Consider the following 19891-nt stretch of genomic DNA (forward strand, 5'->3'; position numbering starts at 1 on the left):
GCCCGCGGCCCCAGCCGCAGGCCCCGCGGCCGGACCGCGCGAGGAACCGGCCGCGGGCGCGCCCCCGGCCGGAGCCGCGGCCGCACCGTGTGTGAGGACGCGCGCGATCATGAGCTCGAGCTGGAGGCGAGGCGACGTCGCGCCGGTCATGCCGTCGAGGGCGGCGCTCACGATGTCGGCGGTGCGCGAGAGGCGCTCCGCGCCGAAGCGCTCGGCCTGCTGCCCCATGCGCTCGAGCTCATCGGACGGGATGCCGCGCAGCACGGCGGACGCGCCGGCGCCCGTGGCCGCGATCACGATGAGGTCGCGAAGCCGCTCGAGCAGGTCGTCCACGAAGCGGCGGGGATCCTGCCCCGTCTGCACGACGCGATCGACCGCGCCGAACGCGGAGCCCGCGTCGGCCAGCGCGAACGCGTCGACGACCTCGTCGAGGAGCTCGGCATGCGTGTAGCCCAGCAGCGCGACCGCGCGCTCGTAGGTCACGCTGTCGTTCTCGGACCCCGCGATCAGCTGATCGAGGATCGACAGCGTGTCACGGGGAGAGCCTCCGCCCGCGCGCACGACGAGGGGCAGCACCCCCTGCGCCACGGCCACGCCCTCCTCGGCGCACAGCTTCTCGACATACGCGAGCATCGCGGCCGGCGGCACCAGCCGGAAGGGGTAGTGATGCGTGCGCGAGCGGATGGTGCCGATCACCTTGTCGGGCTCGGTGGTCGCGAAGATGAACTTCACGTGCGCGGGCGGCTCCTCGACGAGCTTGAGCAGCGCGTTGAAGCCCTGCGGCGTGACCATGTGGGCCTCGTCGAGGATGAAGATCTTGAACCGGTCGCGTGCGGGAGCGAAGATCGCGCGCTCGCGGAGGTCGCGCGCGTCGTCGACGCCGTTGTGGCTCGCGGCGTCGATCTCGACGACGTCGAGCGAGCCGCCGCCCGTCCGCGAGAGCTCGACGCAGCTGTCGCAGCGGCCGCACGGCGTGTCGGTCGGACCCTCTGCGCAGTTGAAGCAGCGCGCGAGGATGCGCGCCGAGGTCGTCTTGCCGCAGCCGCGGGGCCCCGAGAAGAGGTACGCGTGCCCGATGCGATCGCCGCGCAGCGCGGTCATGAGCGGATCCGTGACCTGCGCCTGGCCGATCATCTCCCCGAAGGTCTCCGGCCGGTAGCGGCGATACAAGGCGGTGGTCACGGATCCAGCCTACGGCTCCCCGCCGACATCGCGCTGTGACCCTCGATCGGCGCTCACGCCGCGAGGGCGGCCGCGATCGCGTCGTCGGCCATGCCGCGCGCGAGCAGCTCGGCGAGGAGGATGCGCGCCTGGCCCGCACGGAGCGTGCGCGCCATCGCGGCCCCCGCGACGACGAGGTCGTGACCGCCGCCTCCCCCGCCGTAGGTCGCGGCGAGCGCCCCCTCCGGCACACGGCTCGTGACCGCGACGCGCACGCCCTGATCGACGCAGCGGCGCACGCCCTCGACGATGGCCGGCGACGCGTTCCCCGAGCCGAGCGCCTCGAGCACCACGGCCCGTGCGCCGGCCGCCGCGCTCGCGCGCAGGTGCACGTCGTCTCCGCCGGGGACCACCGCGACGACATCGACGCGGACACGCGCGACGCCGTCGTGCGCGCGTCGCGCCGTCGCAAGAGCGGGCGTCGCGAGAGCGGGCGCGCCGGAGGCGTCGCCGCCCCGTCGGAAGGCATCGGCGTCGTCGGTGCGCGCCTTAGACGCGCCCCACGCGGGGAGGACGCGCCCGCCGAACACGATGACGGCGCCGCCCGTCGCAGGGTGGCGCGGCGCGGCCGCCTCGCCCGACGCGATCGCGAGGGCCGCCGCGACGTTCGCGGGGCCATCCGACCGCGGATCGTCGGGCAGGAACTGCGCGCCGGTCAGCACGATCGGGCGCGGGTCGGCTCCGCACTGCAGGCCGACGAGAAGCGCTGTCTCCTCGAGCGAGTCGGTGCCGTGGAGCACGACGACACCCGTCGTGTGCGGATCGGCGAGCGCGTCGGCCACGGCGTCGGCGATCTCCTGCATGCGCGCGAGGTCGAGCGCGGCCGAGTCCTCCGCCATCAGATCGACCACACGGACAGGCGCTGACGCCCCGGCCGACGCCGTGATGGCGTCGCCGCCGAGCGCGGGCGCCGTGCCGCCCTCGGCTGACGGGCGGCTCGCGATGGTGCCGCCCGTCGCGACAACGACGACGGCCGGGGCGGGCGTCATTCGGCCCGTCCCGAGCGGGTCGCGGCCGCGCGGTGCGCGAGCGCGGCGAGCGTGCCCGTCCGCTCGGCCGTGAGCGCGCGGATGCGGTCGCGCGAGAGGAACCAGCCCGCGATGAGCGCCGGCACGATGAGGACGAGCGACGCGACGGTGGCGCTGCCGATCGGGTAGTCGAGGGCCATGAGCACGACGACGGCGCCGAGGAAGACGAGCGTCGCGTGGCCCGTGTAGGGGGCGCCGGGCATCCGGAACGCGGGGCGCTCGAACGCGCCGTGCTCGGCGAGGCTGCGCAGCTTCAGCTGGCAGAGGACGATGACCGCCCACGCGCTGATGATTCCGAGCGCCGAGACGTTGAGCGCGATCTCGAACGCCTGCTCGGGCACGACCGCGTTGAGCGCCACCCCGATCGCGGTGACGACGGCCGTGACGGCGATCCCCATGTAGGGCACGCCCGCGCGGTTCATGCGGGCGAGCGCGGCGGGAGCGGAGCCCGAGACCGCCATCGAGTGGAGGATGCGCCCGGTCGAGTAGAGACCGGCGTTGAGCGACGAGAGCACCGCCGTGAGCACGACGAGGTTCATGATGATGTCCGCGCCCTCGACGCCGATCGCGCCGAAGAACGTCACGAACGGGCTCTCGCCCGCGGCGTACGACGTGGTCGGCATGAGCAGCGTGAACAGCAGCACCGAGCCCACGTAGAAGACGACGAGGCGGAACACGACCGTGCGGATGGCCTTCGGCATGACGGTGCGGGCGTCCTGGGTCTCCCCCGCGGCGGTGCCGACGAGCTCGATCGAGGCATACGCGAAGACGACGCCCTGGATGACGATGAACGCGGCGAGCACGCCGTTCGGGAAGACGCCGCCGTTGTCGGCGATGAGGTGGAAGCCCGGGGCGACGCCGTCGACCGGCGTGCCGGTCACGACGAAGAAGACGCCGACGACGAGGAACGCGACGAGCGCGAGCACCTTCACGAGCGCGAACCAGAACTCGAGCTCGCCGAACACCTTCACAGAGAGCAGGTTCATGCCGAGCACGAGCACAAGCGCCACGAGCGCGAACACCCACTGGTCGATCGCCGCGAGCCACGCGACGTACTGCTTGAAGAAGTTCATGTAGAGGGCGACGGCCGTGACGTCGGCGACCGAGGTCATCGCCCAGTTCAGCCAGTACATCCAGCCGGCGAAGAACGCCATCTTCTCGCCGTAGAACTCGCGCGCGTACGACACGAAGGAGCCGCTCGACGGACGGTGCACGATGAGCTCGCCGAGGGCACGCAGCACGAGGAACGCGAAGAACGCGCAGACGGCGTACACGACGACGAGGGCCGGACCGGCGCTCTCGAGCCGGCCGCCGGCTCCCATGAACAGTCCGGTGCCGATCGCGCCGCCGATGGCGATCATCTGGATCTGGCGGGGACGGAGCGCCTTGCGGAATCCGGACTGCTCGTCGGGGAGCGACGAGGGGGCGGAATCGGGGGTCTGGGTCGACACGGTGTCTGCCTTCGGTCGGGCGGCGACGTTGCCGCGGAATCTGGCTAGCTGCCAAACAGCTTGCGACATCCGACCACGCGAGCCGTGAGATGTCAAGTCGGAAGTCCGAAAATCTGTCTGGTAGCTTTACAGGCACGTTCCGCCTCAAGGAAGAGAGCAGTGATGACGAAGACGCGCAGCGAGCACGACCTCCTCGGCGACCTCGAGGTCCCGGCAGACGCCTACTGGGGCGTCCACACGGCCCGGGCGGTCGCCAACTTCCCCGTCACGGGCACGCCGATCGGACGATTCCCGTTCCTCGTGCGCGGGCTCGCGGCCGTCAAGCAGGCCGCGGCGCTCGCCAACCGCGATCTCGGCCTGCTCGACGCCGCCCGGTGCGACGCGATCACGGCCGCGTGCGCGGAGATCCGCGCGGGCGCTCTCCACGACCAGTTCGTCGTCGACCTCATCCAGGGCGGCGCCGGCACGTCGACGAACATGAATGCGAACGAGGTCATCGCCAACCGCGCGCTCGAGCTGCTCGGGCACGAGAAGGGCGACTACGCGCGCCTGCACCCCAACGACCACGTCAACATGAGCCAGTCGACAAACGACGTCTACCCCACCGCGATCAACGCGGCGCTCACGGAGGCGGTCGAGGAGCTCGAGGCGGCGATGGCGCACCTCGAAGCGGCGTTCGCGCGGAAGGCCGCGCAGTTCGCCGCGCATCTCAAGGTCGGCCGCACGCAGCTGCAGGACGCGGTGCCCATGACCCTCGGGCAGGAGTTCGGGGCGTTCGCCATCATGCTCGGCGAGGACAGGGCGCGGCTGCGGGAGTCGGCCGCGCTCCTGCTCGAGGTGAACCTCGGCGCCACCGCGATCGGCACGGGCCTCAACGCCCCCGCAGGCTACGCCGCCCGCGCCTGCGCGCACCTCGCCGAGCTCACGGGGCGCCCGTTCGTCACCGCCGCCGACCTCGTCGAGGCCACGCAGGATCCCGGCGCGTTCGTGCACGTCTCCGGGGTGCTCAAGCGCATCGCGATCAAGCTCTCCAAGACCTGCAACGACCTGCGCCTGCTGTCGTCCGGTCCGCGCGCGGGGCTCGGCGAGATCTCGCTGCCTGCCGTGCAGGCCGGCTCGAGCATCATGCCCGGCAAGGTGAATCCGGTCATCCCCGAGATGGTCACGCAGGTGGCGTACACCGTGATCGCCGACGACCTCGCCGTCACGCTCGCCGCGGAGGCGGGCCAGCTGCAGCTCAACGCCTTCGAGCCGGTGATCGCGCGCGCCCTCTCGCAGAGCTTCGCGCATCTCACGGCGGCGTGTCGGCTCCTCGCCGACCGCTGCGTCGACGGCATCGAGGCGCACCCCGAGATCATGGCGGAGCGTGTCGCGTCGTCGATCGGCCTCGCGACCGCGCTCAACCCACTGATCGGCTACCGGATGGCCACGGAGATCGCGCAGGAGGCGCTGCGGACGGGCCGATCGGTTCCGGATGTCGCGCTCGAGCGCGGGCTGCTCACGCCTGACGAGGTGCGCGCGGCGCTCAGCCCCGAGCGGCTGGTCGTGTCAGGGGGATGACGACGCGCTCGACCTCGCCGAGGTGCGCGCGCATGGCCTCGCGGGCCTCGATCGGCGAGCCGACCGCGATCGCCTCGGCGATCCGCCGGTGCTCGCGACCGGAGGGCTCCTGGCGCGACGCGACGAGGTTCACGACCTGCGACTGACGCGAGAGGGCGTCGCGGATGTCGGAGACGGCCTTCGCGAAGACCGCGTTCCCCGACGCCTGCGCGACGAGGGAGTGGAAGCGGGTGTCCAGCGCGACCCATTCCTGCGGGTCGTCGCATGCGTCCATCGCGTCGCACAGGGCGGTGAGCTCGTCGCGCTGCTCGTCCGTCCGGCGCTCGGCGGCGAGCCCCGCCGCGGGGACCTCGATGTGCGGGCGCGCCTCCATGAGGTCGCGCGCGGAGAACTCGCCGTACACGGTGGCCGGATCGATCCGGTCCGCCGTCACGTACGTGCCGCTGCCGGTGCGCGTCTGGGTGAGCCCGAGGGTCTGCAGCGAGCGCAGCGCCTCGCGGATGACCGGCCGGCTCACGGCGTACCGCTCCGCGAGCAGCGCCTCCGACGGCAGTCGCGTGCCGACAGCGAGCGCCCCCGAGGTGATCGCGCCGCGCAGGTCCTCGATCACGGACTCCGCGACGCTGCGGCGCACGACGGGCGCGGGGCGCGAGGTCCATTCGTCGGGCATGCCCTCCACTGTCTGCGCCCGGCCGCGCAAAGTCAAACCGTGCGCGGCCGGGCGCGGACGACGCTCAATCGAGCGTGCGCGGGTCGGTCGACCGCTCCACGAGGTCGTCGGCCACGATCGGGATGGCCGTGGTGACCGGCGGCAGGGTCGGCTCGAGCTGCGAGCCGTCCTCGCGGTGCATCGACGAGTACTTGCGCATGGTCGGGCGCCCGGGGCGCACGGGCCCCTGATCGGCGAGCGCCACGATGGCCGGCGCGGACGCGCTCGCGGTGTGGGACACGCCGCGCACCGTGAACGTCACGGGGTCGCCCGAGCGGACCGACACCCGCATCTCGTCGCGCCGGATCGAGACGTCCAGCTGCGAGCCCTGCCACGCGAGGGCGTACTGCAGCTCGGGCCAGTCGCGCGGGAGGCGCGGGTCGAAGCTGAGCTCGCCGTCGTGGTCGCGCATGCCGCCGAAGCCCGCCACGAGCGCCGTCCACACGCCGCCCGCCGACGCCACATGCACGCCGTCGGACGTGTTGCCGTGCATGTTGGCGAGGTCGACGAACAGCGCGTGCTCGAAGTACTCGAGCGCGAGGTCCTGGTACCCGACCTCGGCCGCGAGGATCGACTGCACGACGGCCGACAGCGTCGAATCGCCCGTCGTGAGCGGGTCGTAGTACTCGAAGTCGGCGAGCTTCTCCTCGTCGGTGAAGTGGTTGCCCTGCAGGTAGAGGGCGAGCACGACGTCCGCCTGCTTGAGCACCTGGAACCGGTAGATGACGAGCGGATGGAAGTGCAGCAGCAGCGGGCGCTGCTCGCGCGGGGTGTGCTCGAGGTCCCACACCTCGCGCTCGAGGAACAGGGAGTCCTGCGGGTTGATGCCGAGCTTCTCGTTGTACGGGATGTACATCGCGTCGGCCGCGCGCTCCCAGGCCTCCGGCTCGCCCGGATCGAGCTGCACGCGGTCGACGAGGTCGCGGTACGCGCGCCCGGACTTCTCGGCCATCGTGCGGACGACCCTCGCCGCGGCACGGAGGTTGAAGCGGGCCATGACGTTCGTGAAGAGGTTGTCGTTCACGACGGTCGTGTACTCGTCGGGCCCGGTCACGCCGTGGATGTGGAAGCTCTCCTCGCCCTCGTTCTGCCGCCAGAACCCGAGCGTCGTCCACATCCGCGCGGTCTCGACGAGGACATCCGCGCCCTCGCGCGCCATGAAGTCGACGTCGCCCGTCGCGCGGACGTAGCGCACGAGCGCGAAGGCGATGTCGGCGTTGATGTGGTACTGCGCGGTGCCGGCCGCGTAGTAGGCCGACGCCTCCTCGCCGTTGATCGTGCGCCACGGGTAGAGGGCGCCCGCCTCGCTCATCTTCGCGGCGCGTCGACGCGCCGCGGGGAGCATCTTCGTGCGCATGCGCATGGCGTTGCGCGCCCAGAGCGGCGTCGTGTAGGCGAGGAACGGGAGGATGTAGATCTCCGTGTCCCAGAAGTAGTGGCCGCTGTAGCCCGAGCCGGTCACGCCCTTGGCCGGCACGCCCCATCCGTCCGCGCGCGCCGCCGCCATGGCGAGCTGGATGAGGCACCAGCGGGTCGCCTGCTGCAGGTCGTCGTGGCCGACGATGCGGACATCCGACCGCTCCCAGAACCCCGTCATCCAGCGACGCTGCGCCTCGAAGACCGAGGCTGTGCCCGCCGCGAGCACGCGGTCGAGCGTGCGCCGGCAGCGGTCGATGAGCTCGCCCGTCGGCACGCTGCGCGACGTGTGGTAGCTGATCGTCTTGGTGACGGTCACGGGCACGCCGGCCTTCGCCTCGACGCGGAAGACGTTCTTCGCGATGTCGGGCTCGATGAGCGCGCGGTGCACGTGCGGGTTCTCGGTCTCGATGACGTGGTCGGCGACGACCGCGAGCGACATGCCGGAAGACGCCGTGCGATACGACAGCGCGGTGCGCGTGCCGTCCTGCCAGTGCTCCTGCGGCATGAGCACGCGCTCCGCTTCGATGCGCTCGGCGCGGCGCGGGTCGACGGTCGCGCCCGGCGCGTGCGGGTGGCCCCCGTACACGTCCTGCCCGTCCTGCCGGTTGATGAGCTGGCAGTTGATGACGACCGGGGCGTCCGCGTTGCGGACCGTGACGGTCATCCGCTCGATCGCGAGGTGCCGGTCCTCGAACGGCACGAGGCGCTCCGACTCGAGGAGCACCTCCTTGCCCGACGGCGTGACCCACAGCAGACGGCGCCGCAGGACCCCGTCGCGGAAGTCGAGCGAGCGCTCGTACTCGCGCACGTCCGCGAGGTCGAGCGAGAGGGGCTCGTCGTCGACGTAGACGCGCATGACCTTCGGGTCGGGCACGTTGACGATCGTCTGCCCGACCTCGGCGAAGCCGTAGGCGCTCTCGGCGTGACGGATCGGCCACGTCTCGTGGAAGCCGTTGATGAACGTGCCGTGCTCGTGCGCGTGGCGGCCCTCGGGGTAGTTCCCGCGCAGTCCGAGGAAGCCGTTCCCGACGGCGAACAGGGTCTCGGTGACACCCGCGTCCTCCTCGGAGTAGCGGGTCTCGACGAGGCGCCAGGGGTCGACGGGAAAGCGGTCGCGATCGATCATGCGTGTGCTCCGGATGGTCGGGTGCCGGATGGACGGAGGGCGGAGGTCAGCGGGTGGCCGGGCCGACGAGCTCGGCGAGGTCGGACACGACGACGTGCGCGCCCGCGGCCGAGAGCGTGGCCGCCCCGGCGCCGCGGTCGACGCCGACGATGAGGGCGAACCCGCCGGCGGCCGCCGATGCGACTCCGCTGAGGGCGTCCTCGACGGCCGCGCAGCGGGCGGGGGCGGCGCCGAGCTGGCGGGCGCCCGCGAGGAACATGTCGGGCGCGGGCTTCGACGGCAGCCCGTCGCGCTCGGCCACCGCACCGTCGACGATCACGGGGAACCGGTCGAGGATGCCGGCGGCGGTCAGCACGTCCTTCGCGTTCTTCGAGCTCGAGACCACGCCCACGCGCGCTCCCACCGCCGCGAGCGCGTCGAGGAGGGCCAGCGAGCCCGGGTACGGCGCGATCCCCTCGTCCGCGAGCACGCGCGAGAACACGGCGTTCTTGCGGTTGCCGATGCCGCACACGGTGTCGAGCGAGGGATCGTCGGACGGGTCGCCCCACGGGATCTCGACGTCGCGGCTGCGCAGCAGGGCGGCGACGCCGTCGTAGCGCTTCTTGCCGTCGAGGTGCGCGAAGTAGTCGTCGTCGGTGTAGGCGGGCTCGATGCCCCACTGGGCGAAGAGCTCCTCGAACATCGCCCGCCACGCGTGCATGTGCACCTCGGCCGTCGGCGTGAGCACGCCGTCGAGGTCGAACAGCACGGCGTCGTAGCGTCTCAGGTCGGGAAGGGGCGAGTCGGGCAGAGAGGTCACAGATCCTCCGTCGCGCGGGATGGCCGGTTCACCCCAGCGTAGTGGCGGTCAGCTCGCCGCGGCGAGGGACTGGCGGGCGATCTCGAGCTCCTCGTCAGTCGGCACGACGAGCACGGTGACGCGCGACGCGTCGGTCGAGATGACCGCGATCTCGCCGCGCGGAGCCGCGGCGTTCCGCGCCGCGTCGATCTCCACCCCCGCGAACCCGAGCGTGGCGAGCGCCGCAGCGCGGACATCCGGGGAGTTCTCCCCCACTCCGGCCGTGAACGAGATGACGTCGACCCCGCCGAGCTGCGCGAGATACGCGCCCGCGTACGCGCGGAGCCGGTGGACGTACACGTCGAACGCGAGCTGGGCTGCCTCGTCTCCCGCCGCCCTGCGCTCCTGCACGTCGCGCATGTCCGAGACCCCGGCGAGGCCCTTGAGACCGCTTCGCGTGTTGAGGAGCCGGTCGAGGTCGGCGATCGTCAGGTCGGCCCTGCGCGCGAGCTGGAAGAGCACCGCCGGGTCGATGTCGCCCGACCGGGTGCCCATCACGAGGCCCTCGAGCGGCGTCATGCCCATCGAGGTCTCGACCGACCGGCCGCCGTCGACGGCGGTGACGGACGCGCCGTTGCCGAGGTGGAACACGATCTGGCGCAGCTCCGCGAGCGGTCGTCCGACATGGCGCGCCGCCGCCTCCGAGACGTACTTGTGGCTCGTGCCGTGGAACCCGTAGCGGCGGACGCGATGCGCCTGCGCGATCTCGCGGTCGATCGCGTAGGTGTACGCGGCGGGCGGAAGGGTCTGGTGGAACGCCGTGTCGAACACCGCGACGTGCGGCACGTGCGGGAACGCCGCGCGCGCGGCGCGGATGCCCTGCAGCGCGCCGGGGTTGTGCAGCGGGGCGAGCACCGAGAGCTCGTCGATGTTGATCTCGACGAGGTCGTTCACGACGGTCGGCTCGAAGAACCGCGCGCCGCCGTGCACGACGCGGTGCCCGACGGCGGCGAGCGCGTCGGCGTCGAGCGCGGGGCCGTGCGCGGCGAACGCGTCGAGCATCACGCGGAACCCGGCGGTGTGGTCGGGGATCTCCGTCTCACGGCGGTGCGTCTCGTCGGCGATCGCCGGCGCGGGCTCTCCGGGACCGGCCGCGAAGCGGACCGTGTGGGCTGCGGCGCCCTGCGTCTGCCCGATCCGCTCGACGAGCCCCGAGGCGAGCACCCGCTCGGCGGCCATGTCGATGAGCTGGTACTTGAACGACGACGACCCGCTGTTGACGACGAGGACGCTCCGCGCGGTCATCGCTGCTCCCCCTGCGCCTGGATGGCCGTGATCGCGACGGTGTTGACGATGTCCTCGACGAGCGCGCCGCGCGACAGGTCGTTGATCGGCTTGTTCAGGCCCTGCAGGACCGGCCCGATCGCGACGGCGCCCGCCGACCGCTGCACGGCCTTGTAGGTGTTGTTGCCCGTGTTGAGGTCGGGGAAGACGAAGACCGTCGCGCGCCCGGCGACCTCCGAGCCCGGGAGCTTCGCCTTCGCGACCGCGGCGTCGGCCGCCGCGTCGTACTGGATCGGGCCCTCGATCGGCAGCTCGGGCGCGCGCTCGCGCGCGAGCCGCGTCGCCTCGCGCACCTTGTCGACATCCGCGCCCGTGCCCGACTCCCCCGTCGAGTACGACAGCATCGCGACGCGCGGCTCGACGCCGAACTGGCGCGCGGTCTGCGCCGAGGTGATCGCGATGTCGGCGAGCTGCTCGCTCGTCGGATCGGGGATCACCGCGCAGTCGCCGTAGACGAGCACCCGGTCGGCGAGCGCCATGAGGAAGACGCTCGAGACCACCGAGACGCCGGGCTCGGTCTTGATGACCTCGAATGCCGGGCGGATGGTGTGGGCCGTCGTGTGCGCGGCGCCCGAGACCATGCCGTCGGCGAGCCCCATGTGCACCATCATCGTGCCGAAGTAGCTGACGTCGGTGACGGTGTCGGCCGCGCGCTCGTAGGTCACGCCCTTGTGCGCCCGCAGCCGCGCGTACTCGGTCGCGAATTTGTGCACGTGCACGGGATCGAACGGGCTCAGGACGTGCGCCTCGCGGATGTCCACGCCGAGCTCGATCGCGCGGGCGCGGACCTCGAACGGCTCGCCGAGGATGGTGAGCTCGGCCACGCCGCGCTGGAGCAGGATGCCCGCCGCGCGCAGCACGCGGTCGTCGTCGCCCTCGGGCAGGACGATGTGTCGGCGGTCGGCGCGGGCCCGCTCGAGCAGGGTGTACTCGAACATGAGCGGCGTGACGACGGTCGCCCGCGCGACCCCGAGCACGCGGGTGAGCTCCTCGACGTCGACGCTGCTCTCGAACAGCGACAGCGCGAGGTTGTAGCGCTGGGGCGAGCCTGCGGCGAGGCGCCCGCGGGCGCTCATGACCCGCACGGCGGTGGTGTAGGTGTCGCCGTCCGCGCGGATGACGGGAAGGCGCGAGCCGAGGCCCTCGAGCAGGCGCGACACGGCCTCCGGCACCTCGAAGGGCCCGTTGAGGATGATCCCCGCGATCGACGGGAACGTGCCCGAGGCGTTCGCGAGGAGCGCCGCGAGGAGGACCTCGCTCCGGTCTCCGGGCACGATGAGGCAGGCGCCCTCGGTGAGCCGCGGGAGCACGTTCTCCATCGACATCGCGGCGATGACCACGCCGAGCGCCTCGCGCGTGAGCAGCGCCTCGTCGCCGTTCACGAGCCGGCCGTCGACCGCGCGCAGCACATCGCCCATCGACGGGGCCACGAGCATCCGGTCCTCGGGGATCGCCCAGACCGGAGCCGACGGGGTGACCGCGCCGACCGCTGCGAGGATCTCGTCCCGGCGGGCGCCGTCGGCCCTGTTCACGATCGTCGCGAGCAGCTCGGCGCGCTCGCGCACGAGCTCCGACACCGCGAGCGCGGCGATCTGCGCGACCTCCTCTGGCGTGCGCGGCGACGTCGTGCCGAGCTGCTCGGTGTGGCCCTGCTGCGCGCGTCCGCCGAGGACGAGCAGAACGGGCGTGCCGAGGTTCACCGCGACGCGCGCGTTGTAGGCGAGCTCCGCGGGGCTGCCGACGTCGGTGTAGTCACTCCCGAGGACGACGACCGCGTCGCACTTCGCCTCGACGGCCTTGAAGCGCTCGACGATCCGCGCGAGCGCGGCGTCGGGGTCGGCGCGGACGTCGTCGTAGGTGACCGCGACGCACTCCTCGTACGCGAGGTCGACGCCGTCGTGGTCGAGCAGCATCTCGAGGACGTAGTCGCGCTCGGCGGACGACCGGGCGATCGGACGGAAGACCCCCACGCGCGGGGTCGCCCTGCTCAGCGCATCCAGGACGCCGAGCGCCACCGTGGACTTGCCGGAATGCCCCTCGGCCGACGTGATGTAGATGCTTCTCGCCACGTCATCCACCCTAGGTCGAACACCTTCGACGCGGCAGGACGACGGGCGGATTCCCGCCTGGGCATGAAAAGGCTCTCCGCGCACCCGACAGAGCCCGGTTACCCTTGCTACGTTTCCGTCCTGGGGGAGTTGGCCTGGATGCCGCCACGCGGAGAGCTGCAGATAGTCTAACCCCGAATGCGAGGTGGCCTGTGCCAGAGACCATGACGGCCGAGAGATTCCTCGAGGCGGCGAACGGGATCGCGCGCGCGATCTCGAGCGTGATCGACGGCAAGCCCGAGGCCGTGGACAGCGCCCTCATCTCGCTCCTGGCCGAGGGTCACCTGCTCATCGAGGATGTGCCGGGCGTCGGCAAGACGCAGCTCGCGCGCGCCCTCGCCGCCTCGATCGCGGCGAGCGTGCGACGGATCCAGTTCACGCCGGATCTCCTGCCCAGCGACGTCACGGGCGTGTCGGTCTTCGACCCGGTGAGCCGCGAGTTCGAGTTCAAATCGGGCGCCGTGTTCGCCAACGTCGTCATCGCCGATGAGATCAACCGCTCCTCCCCCAAGACGCAGTCGGCCCTGCTCGAGGCGATGGAGGAGGCGCAGGTCACGGTCGATGGGCGGACCCATCGGCTGCCGCGCCCGTTCCTCGTGGTCGCGACCCAGAACCCGCTCGAGATGGAGGGCACGTACGCGCTCCCCGAGGCCCAGCGCGACCGCTTCATGATGCGCATCTCGATGGGCTACCCGGATGCCGAGGCCGAGGCGCTCATGCTGCGCCAGCGCGACACCGCGAATCCGCTCGACGCGCTCACGGCGGTCGTCGACGTCGAGACGGTCGCGGCGCTCATCGCGTGGGCGCGCGCCGTGCACGTCGCGCCCGTCGTCGAGCAGTACGCGGTCGCGCTCGCGCAGGCCACGCGCCGCCATCCCGACCTCCGTCTGGGCGCGAGCCCGCGGGCGACCATCCAGCTGGTCCGCGCGGCCAAGGTGCGCGCCGCGCTCGACGGGCGCGACTACGTCATCCCGGACGATCTCATGGCCCTGCTCACGCCCGTGTTCGCGCACCGTCTCATCCCGACGCGCGCGGCCGCCGCGCACCGCGGCGAGGCGGACGCGATCCCCGCGATCCTCGAGCGCATCGTGCACGCCGTCCGGGTCCCGCTCGCGACGGCGCGCTGAGCGCGATGCGCCGCCACCCGCTCACCGTGCGCGGCGCCGGGGCGCTCGCTCTCGGCGCCGCGCTCTTCGTCGCGGCGCACGCGGTGGGGTCGACGGAGGCCCTCGCGTACGCGATGCTCCTCTTCGCGCTCGTGGCGGCGTGCGCGCTCTCGCTGTACCTGCGCCGGAGCCCCGAGCGCGTGATCCGGACGCTCCGCCCCGAGACCGTCGCGGTCGGCGAGGAGAGCACGGTCGCGCTGCGGATCTCGGGGCGGTCCCCGCTGCCCACGCCGGGCGGGACGTGGGCCGACGAGCTGCCGGGCGGCTTCGCGGGCGATGCGACCGGCGCGCTGCCCGCGTCGCTCCTGCCGAGCCGCGGCGCGTCCGGAGCGCTCGAGCTGACGTACGCGGTCACGGGAGTCCGCCGGGGCGCGTGGACCCTCGGGCCGCTCACGGTCGTCGAGCACGACCCGTTCGGCATCGCGCGCCGCACGCGACGTCTGGGCGGGATGACGCCCGTCACCGTGACGCCGCGCATCGTCCCGCTCTCGCCTCTGCCCCGCCTCGCGGGCGACTCGGGCGTCGCCCTCGCGAGCGCAGAGCGGCGCGGCCAGGGCAGCGACAACCTCATTCCCCGCCCGTATGCGCCAGGGGACTCGATGCGCCGCATCCACTGGCGCGCCTCCGCGCGGCTCGGGGAGTTCATGGTGCGGGAGGAGGAGCAGGAGGCGTCGCCGCAGGCAGTCGTCGTGCTCGACCGGGGCACGTCGCGCTGGTCGCCCTCCGCCGCGTCGCCCGGCGGCGACAGCGCGTTCGAGGCCGCGGTCTCGCTGTGCGTCTCGGCCGCGTGGCGCCTCGCGGCCGACGGCTACATCGTCCGGGTCATCGACGGCGACGGCGCGCCGCTCGCGTCGCTCGGCCAGCGCGGCGCGGCCCAGGGCGACGAGCGCGCCGAGCTCCTGCGCGCCTTCACGACGGTCGGGACGCGCTCCGCCGACACCCTGCCGCGCCTCGACGAGGTGCTCGCGGGCGTGACCACGGGGCCGCTCGTGCTCATCGCGGGGCGCCTCGAGCCATCCGACGCCGCGGTGCTCGCCCGCACGGCGCATCGCGGCGCGCTCCCCCTCCTGTTCGCATCCGCCCCGCAGCGCGACGCGCTCGACGAGGCCCGTCGCGCCGGATGGCGCTCTGTCGCGCTCGAGGCAGACGTCGAGGACGCATGGCAGCGCGCCGTGAACCCGGGAGCGCGATATGGACGCCGCTGAGCTGCGGGCGCGTGGGGCCGAGCGCCGCCGTCGCCCCGCCGACCCCGTGCTCGCCCTGTGGACGGCGATCGCCGTCCTCGCGTCCGCCCTCCCGCTGACGAGGGTCGTCGTCCCGATCTGGCTCCCCCAGACGGTGTTCACGGTCGCGGTCGTGTGCGCCGCCGGCTACGCGGTCCGCCGCACGCGGCACCGCGCCTGGGCGTTCCTCGCCGAGGCGGCCGTGTGGATCGCGTGCGCGATGATCCTCCTGCCCGCCTCGGTGCCGCGCTACCTCGTCGTCCCCTCGCCGCAGACGCCGCGCGCGGTCGAGGCGCTCCTCGGCGCCGTGTGGGATGAGGTGCTCCACGGCGTCGCGCCGCTGCGGCCGTCGAGCGGACTCGCGTGGGTGATCACCGTCGCGGTCGGCCTCCTCGCGATCGCCATGTCGCACGTCGCCCTCACCGCACGGCTTCCCCTCCTCGCGGCGGTGGGGTTCATCACGGTGTCGCTCATCCCGTCGCTCGTCGTGCCGCAGCGCGTGGAGGCGGTCTTCTTCGTCCCGCTCGCGTTGTCGATCCTCCTCATGCTGCGCGCCGACACCCGCGCGCGCGATCCGCGGACGGGCGCCGGGCACACGGCATCCGCGTCCGTCGTCGCCGCGATCGTCGGCGCTGTCGCGGTCGTCGCCGCCATGGCCATCCCGCCCCTGCTCCCGCAGCCGGTCGCGCGACCCGGATCCGGCTTCGGGCCCACGACGACGATCGACGCCGACCTCGATCTCGGCGCCAGCCTGCGCCAGCCCGCCCAGACCGAGGTACTGCAGGTCAGGACGGCGGCCGGCGCGGCTCCGTACCTGCGCGTTGCGACCCTGTCGTCCTTCGACGGGGAGGTGTGGACGCCCGACACCGGCGCGCTCTCCGCGGTCGGGGGCGGGCTGCCACCGGTCGAGGAGATCGCGGTCGAGCGCGAGCGCGGCACGGCGTCCGTCGATATCACGCGGCTCACCGGCGGCTACCTGCCGGTGCCCTACGCGGCCGTCGAGCTCGAGGGCGTCGACGACGCGTGGTCGATGCTCACCGCGAACCGCACGCTCGTGACGAACTCGGCGTCCTCCCTCGGTGCCGAGTACACGGTGACGTGGGAGCGGCCCGACCCGACGCGGGAGCAGGCGCAGGCCGCGGCGATCGGCGAGGCGCCGGAGCAGGCGCTCGCGCTGCCCGAGCTGCCCGCCGTGATCGGCGAGCTCGCTGCGGAGGTGACGGCCGACGCGCAGACCCCCTACGACGCCCTGCGCGCCCTGCAGGGCTGGTTCCGCGGCGGCGCGTTCCGGTACTCGCTCGAGGCACCCGTCGCGGAGGGCTTCGACGGCTCGGGGGTCGAAGCGATCGCCGACTTCCTCGAGGTGCGCGCGGGCTACTGCGTGCACTTCGCGTCGTCGTTCGCCGTCATGGCGCGCACCCTCGGCATCCCCACGCGCGTCGTGGTCGGCTACCTGCCGGGAACGGCGACGGGCCCGCCGGCGGACGACGGGTCGGTGACGTACTCGGTCACGAGCGCGCAGCTCCACGCGTGGCCCGAGGCGCATCTCGACGGCATCGGCTGGGTGCCGTTCGAGCCGACGGCCTCCCTGGGCGTGCCGACGAACTTCCTTCCGCAGACGAGCGACGGCGGTCAGACGCCGGTCGAGGAGGACGAGCGCCCGAGCGACGCGCCCACGCCGACCGCGAGCGCGCGCCCCTCGGCGGATCCGGGTGCGGGCGGCGCGGACGGCGCCGAGGTCGCCGCGTGGGATCCGCGCGGCGCCCTCGGCGCGATCGGCATCGCCATCCTCGCTCTGCTCGTCGTCGCGCTCCCCTTCGTCGTGCGGAGCGCGCGGCGGTCGCGGCGACTGAACGCCTCGGGAGCGGCCCGGTCGCGCGCCGTGTGGCTCGAGCTCGTCGACACCGCGATCGACGCGGGCGTCGACGTGCGCGCGAGCGAGTCGCCCCGGGCGCTCGGCCGGCGCCTCGTGACGCAGTGCGGAGCTCCCGAGGCGGATGTCGCGCTGCTCGTGGGCGCGGTCGAGCGTGCGTCGTATGCGCGGGTATCCGACGAGCTCCCCGCCGAGACCGCCGCGGGCGCTCTGCGCCGCATCCGCCGCGCGCTCCTGCCGGGCGCGGCTGAGCGTGCGCGCGCGAGCGCGCTGCCGCGATCGCTCGTCGTGCGCCCTCGTGTGGAGGACGCGCTCTGAGCGCTCGCGCCGTCAGGACGCGGTGACCGTCGCGCCCTTTCCGACGAGGGTGATGCCGCTCGGCGTGATCGCGAAGCCGCGCGCGGCATCCGCCTCGCGCGAGAGGCCGATCGACGCGCCCGCCTCGACGACGACGTTCTTGTCGAGGATCGCGCGGCGGACGGTCGCCCCCGGCTTGATCCGCGCGTTCTCGAACACGATCGAGTCGCTCACGTGCGCGCCCGACTCGACGATGCCGCCCGAGCCGAGCACGCTGCGCTCGATGTGCGCGCCCGAGATCACGGTGCCGCCCGCGACGATCGAGTCGATCACGGTGCTCAGCGTGCCCCGGGCGTCGCGCGTGAACTTCGCCGGCGGCAGGTTCACCTGCTGCGTGAAGATCGGCCACTCCTGGTTGTAGAGGTTGAACACCGGGAGCACCGAGATGAGGTCCTGGTGCGCCTCGAAGTACGAGTCGATCGTCCCCACGTCGCGCCAGTAGTAGCGGTCGCGCGCCGAGGCGCCCGGCACGGTGTTCTGCTTCATGTCGTACACGCCGGCCGTGCCGCGCTCGACGAAGGCGGGGATGATGTCGCCGCCCATGTCGTGCTTCGAGTCGGCACGCTCGCCGTCGCGCAGCACCTCCTCGATGAGCGCCTCGGCCGTGAAGACGTAGTTGCCCATCGAGGCGAGCACCTCGCGCGGCGAGTCGGGCAGGCCCTGCGGATTCGACGGCTTCTCGAGGAACTCGCGGATGCGGCTCGGGTTCTCGGGGTCGATGTCGATGACGCCGAACTGGTCGGCGAGCGAGATCGGCTGGCGGATGGCCGCGACGGTCGCCTCGGCGCCCGAGGCGATGTGCGCCTCGATCATCTGGTCGAAGTCCATCCGGTAGACGTGGTCGGCGCCGACCACGACGATGTAGTCCGGGCGCTCGTCGTACACGAGGTTGAGGCTCTGCAGGATCGCGTCGGCCGAGCCCTGGTACCAGCGCTTCCCGAGCCGCTGCTGCGCGGGCACGGACGCGATGTAGGAGCCGAGCAGGCCGTTCATGCGCCACAGCTGCGAGATGTGGCGGTCGAGGCTGTGCGACTTGTACTGCGTGAGCACGACGATCTGCCGCAGCCCCGAGTTGATGAGGTTCGACAGCGCGAAGTCGATGAGGCGGTACTGTCCGCCGAAGGGCACAGCCGGTTTCGCCCGGTCCTCCGTGAGCGGCATCAGCCGCTTGCCTTCTCCGCCTGCGAGCACGATGCCGAAGTACTTGGACATGGCCTCACCCTAGTGAGAACCGGAGGAGAAAGGCAGGCTCGAATCGCGGGGAGAAATGTGCAATTCTCGACCTGTTCCCCGCGCGGCCTCCAGCGGCGCTAGGTTGACTGCATGCGAGTCGATCTCCTCTCCCGCGAGTACCCGCCCGAGGTGTACGGCGGTGCCGGCGTGCACGTCGCCGAGCTCGTCAGAGCGCTCCGCCGAGATCTCGACGTCGTCGTGCGCGCGTTCGGCGCTCCGCGCGACGAGGAGGGCGTCTTCTCGTACGGGACGCCCGCCGAGCTCTCGGGCGCGAACGGAGCCCTGCAGACCATGGGCACCGACCTCCTCATCGCCCGCGATGTCGAGGGCGCCGACCTCGTCCACTCGCATACCTGGTACGCGAACTTCGCCGGCCACGTCGCGAAGATGCTCCACGGCATCCCGCACGTGGCCACCGCCCACAGCCTCGAGCCGCTGCGCCCGTGGAAGGCCGAGCAGCTCGGCGGCGGCTATCGCCTGTCGAGCTGGATCGAGCGCGAGGCCCTCACGTCGGCCGACGCCGTCGTCGCGGTCAGCGAGGGCATGCGCCGCGACCTGCTGCGGGTGTACCCCGAGCTCGAGCCCGAGCGCGTGAAGGTCGTCTACAACGGCATCGACCTCGACGGCTGGCAGCGCGTCGACGACCCCGACGCCGTGCGCGCGCTGGGCGTCGACCCCGACCGCCCCTCGATCGTGTTCGTCGGCCGCATCACGCGGCAGAAGGGGCTGCCGTACCTGCTCCGCGCGGCGCGCGCCCTGCCGCCCGAGGTGCAGCTCGTGCTGTGCGCGGGCGCTCCCGACACGGCCGAGATCATGGCCGAGGTCGAGGGCCTCGTCGCCGAGCTGCGCGCCGAGCGCGACGGCGTCGTCTGGATCGACCGCCACCTGCCCCGCCCCGAGCTGTGCGCCCTGCTGAGCGCGGCCACGACGTTCGTCTGCCCCTCGGTGTACGAGCCGCTCGGCATCGTGAACCTCGAGGCCATGGCCTGCGGTGCACCGGTCGTCGGCACGGGCACCGGCGGCATCCCCGAGGTCGTCGCGGACGGCGTGACGGGAGCGATCGTCCCGATCGAGCAGGTGGACGACGGAACGGGCACCCCGATCGACCCCGAGCGCTTCGTCGGCGACCTCGCGGCGGCGCTCACCGAGATGGTGTCCGACCCCGATCGCGCGCGTGCGCTGGGGGCCGCAGGGCGCGAGCGCGCCGAGCGCGAGTTCTCGTGGACCGCGATCGCCGACCGCACCCGCGCGCTGTACGCCGACGTCCGCGGCGTGTAGCTCCCGCTGGCATGTCA

The 19891-nt window shown here is 72.8% G+C and carries 14 protein-coding genes and 1 other RNA gene; 5 read left to right on the forward strand and 10 right to left on the reverse strand.

What is annotated here, in order from left to right:
- From ACWXWW_RS14080 to ACWXWW_RS14090, 3 genes are all read right to left on the reverse strand, one after another.
- A partial coding sequence (locus tag ACWXWW_RS14080) for a DNA polymerase III subunit gamma and tau (RefSeq protein ID WP_455970433.1) occupies window positions 1-1182 on the reverse strand: 1182 nt, incomplete at its 3' end.
- Window positions 1183-1235: 53 nt separating this feature from the next.
- Window positions 1236-2210, reverse strand: a complete 975-nt coding sequence (locus ACWXWW_RS14085) for an asparaginase domain-containing protein (RefSeq protein ID WP_455970435.1) — start codon at window positions 2208-2210, stop codon at window positions 1236-1238.
- Complete coding sequence (locus tag ACWXWW_RS14090; protein WP_455970437.1) at window positions 2207-3769, reverse strand: amino acid permease; 1563 nt, start codon at window positions 3767-3769, stop codon at window positions 2207-2209. Before ACWXWW_RS14090 ends, ACWXWW_RS14085 begins: the two co-directional genes overlap by 4 nt.
- A gap of 93 nt (window positions 3770-3862) precedes the next feature.
- On the opposite strand from ACWXWW_RS14090, the gene ACWXWW_RS14095 reads away from it, so the two are divergent.
- Window positions 3863-5260, forward strand: coding sequence for an aspartate ammonia-lyase (locus ACWXWW_RS14095; RefSeq protein ID WP_455970439.1), 1398 nt, complete (start codon window positions 3863-3865; stop codon window positions 5258-5260).
- Here the strand turns inward: ACWXWW_RS14095 and ACWXWW_RS14100 are convergent.
- The 6 genes from ACWXWW_RS14100 to ffs all read right to left on the reverse strand — a co-directional run bounded on the left by ACWXWW_RS14100 (window position 5226) and on the right by ffs (window position 12866).
- Window positions 5226-5930, reverse strand: a complete 705-nt coding sequence (locus ACWXWW_RS14100; protein ID WP_282980256.1) for a FadR/GntR family transcriptional regulator — start codon at window positions 5928-5930, stop codon at window positions 5226-5228. The two genes, ACWXWW_RS14095 and ACWXWW_RS14100, sit on opposite strands and share 35 nt — an antisense overlap.
- Window positions 5931-5994: 64 nt before the next feature.
- The gene (locus ACWXWW_RS14105) at window positions 5995-8514 is read right to left on the reverse strand and encodes a glycoside hydrolase family 65 protein (RefSeq protein WP_455970441.1); all 2520 of its coding nucleotides are present in this window, start codon (window positions 8512-8514) and stop codon (window positions 5995-5997) included.
- 46 nt (window positions 8515-8560) lie between these two features.
- Entirely contained in the window at window positions 8561-9304 is a 744-nt protein-coding gene (locus ACWXWW_RS14110) for an HAD family hydrolase (RefSeq protein ID WP_271174543.1), read from the reverse strand.
- 57 nt (window positions 9305-9361) lie between these two features.
- Window positions 9362-10597 carry an acetate kinase gene (locus ACWXWW_RS14115; protein WP_455970443.1) on the reverse strand — a complete coding sequence of 412 codons (1236 nt, stop codon included), beginning with the start codon at window positions 10595-10597 and terminating at the stop codon, window positions 9362-9364.
- A complete protein-coding gene (gene pta, locus ACWXWW_RS14120) occupies window positions 10594-12705 on the reverse strand; it encodes a phosphate acetyltransferase (protein WP_421076130.1) in 2112 nt (703 codons plus the stop codon). Before pta ends, ACWXWW_RS14115 begins: the two co-directional genes overlap by 4 nt.
- Window positions 12706-12769: 64 nt before the next feature.
- Window positions 12770-12866: signal recognition particle sRNA small type (gene ffs, locus ACWXWW_RS14125), an RNA gene on the reverse strand.
- Between the two features lie 42 nt (window positions 12867-12908).
- Between ffs and ACWXWW_RS14130 the strand changes: the two genes are divergently transcribed.
- Genes ACWXWW_RS14130 through ACWXWW_RS14140 form a run of 3 tightly spaced genes read left to right on the forward strand, consistent with a single transcriptional unit; the run spans window position 12909 to window position 17324 of the window.
- On the forward strand, window positions 12909-13871 hold the full coding sequence (locus ACWXWW_RS14130) for an AAA family ATPase (protein WP_271174492.1): 963 nt from the start codon (window positions 12909-12911) through the stop codon (window positions 13869-13871).
- Window positions 13872-13876: 5 nt separating this feature from the next.
- A complete protein-coding gene (locus ACWXWW_RS14135; RefSeq protein WP_271174493.1) occupies window positions 13877-15115 on the forward strand; it encodes a DUF58 domain-containing protein in 1239 nt (412 codons plus the stop codon).
- Window positions 15102-17324: a transglutaminase TgpA family protein gene (locus tag ACWXWW_RS14140; protein ID WP_455970445.1), complete on the forward strand. Its 2223-nt coding sequence runs from the start codon at window positions 15102-15104 to the stop codon at window positions 17322-17324. The genes ACWXWW_RS14135 and ACWXWW_RS14140 overlap by 14 nt, the downstream gene beginning before the upstream one ends.
- A 12-nt stretch (window positions 17325-17336) precedes the next feature.
- Here ACWXWW_RS14140 and glgC read toward each other — a convergent pair whose 3' ends face one another.
- The gene (gene glgC / locus ACWXWW_RS14145; RefSeq protein WP_282980264.1) at window positions 17337-18575 is read right to left on the reverse strand and encodes a glucose-1-phosphate adenylyltransferase; all 1239 of its coding nucleotides are present in this window, start codon (window positions 18573-18575) and stop codon (window positions 17337-17339) included.
- 111 nt (window positions 18576-18686) lie between these two features.
- Here glgC and glgA point away from each other — a divergent pair, with 111 nt between their 5' ends.
- Window positions 18687-19874, forward strand: coding sequence for a glycogen synthase (gene glgA, locus ACWXWW_RS14150; protein ID WP_455970447.1), 1188 nt, complete (start codon window positions 18687-18689; stop codon window positions 19872-19874).
- The last annotated feature ends 17 nt before the right edge of the window (window positions 19875-19891 follow it).

The sequence above is a fragment of the Microbacterium sp. KNMS genome (assembly GCF_053851835.1).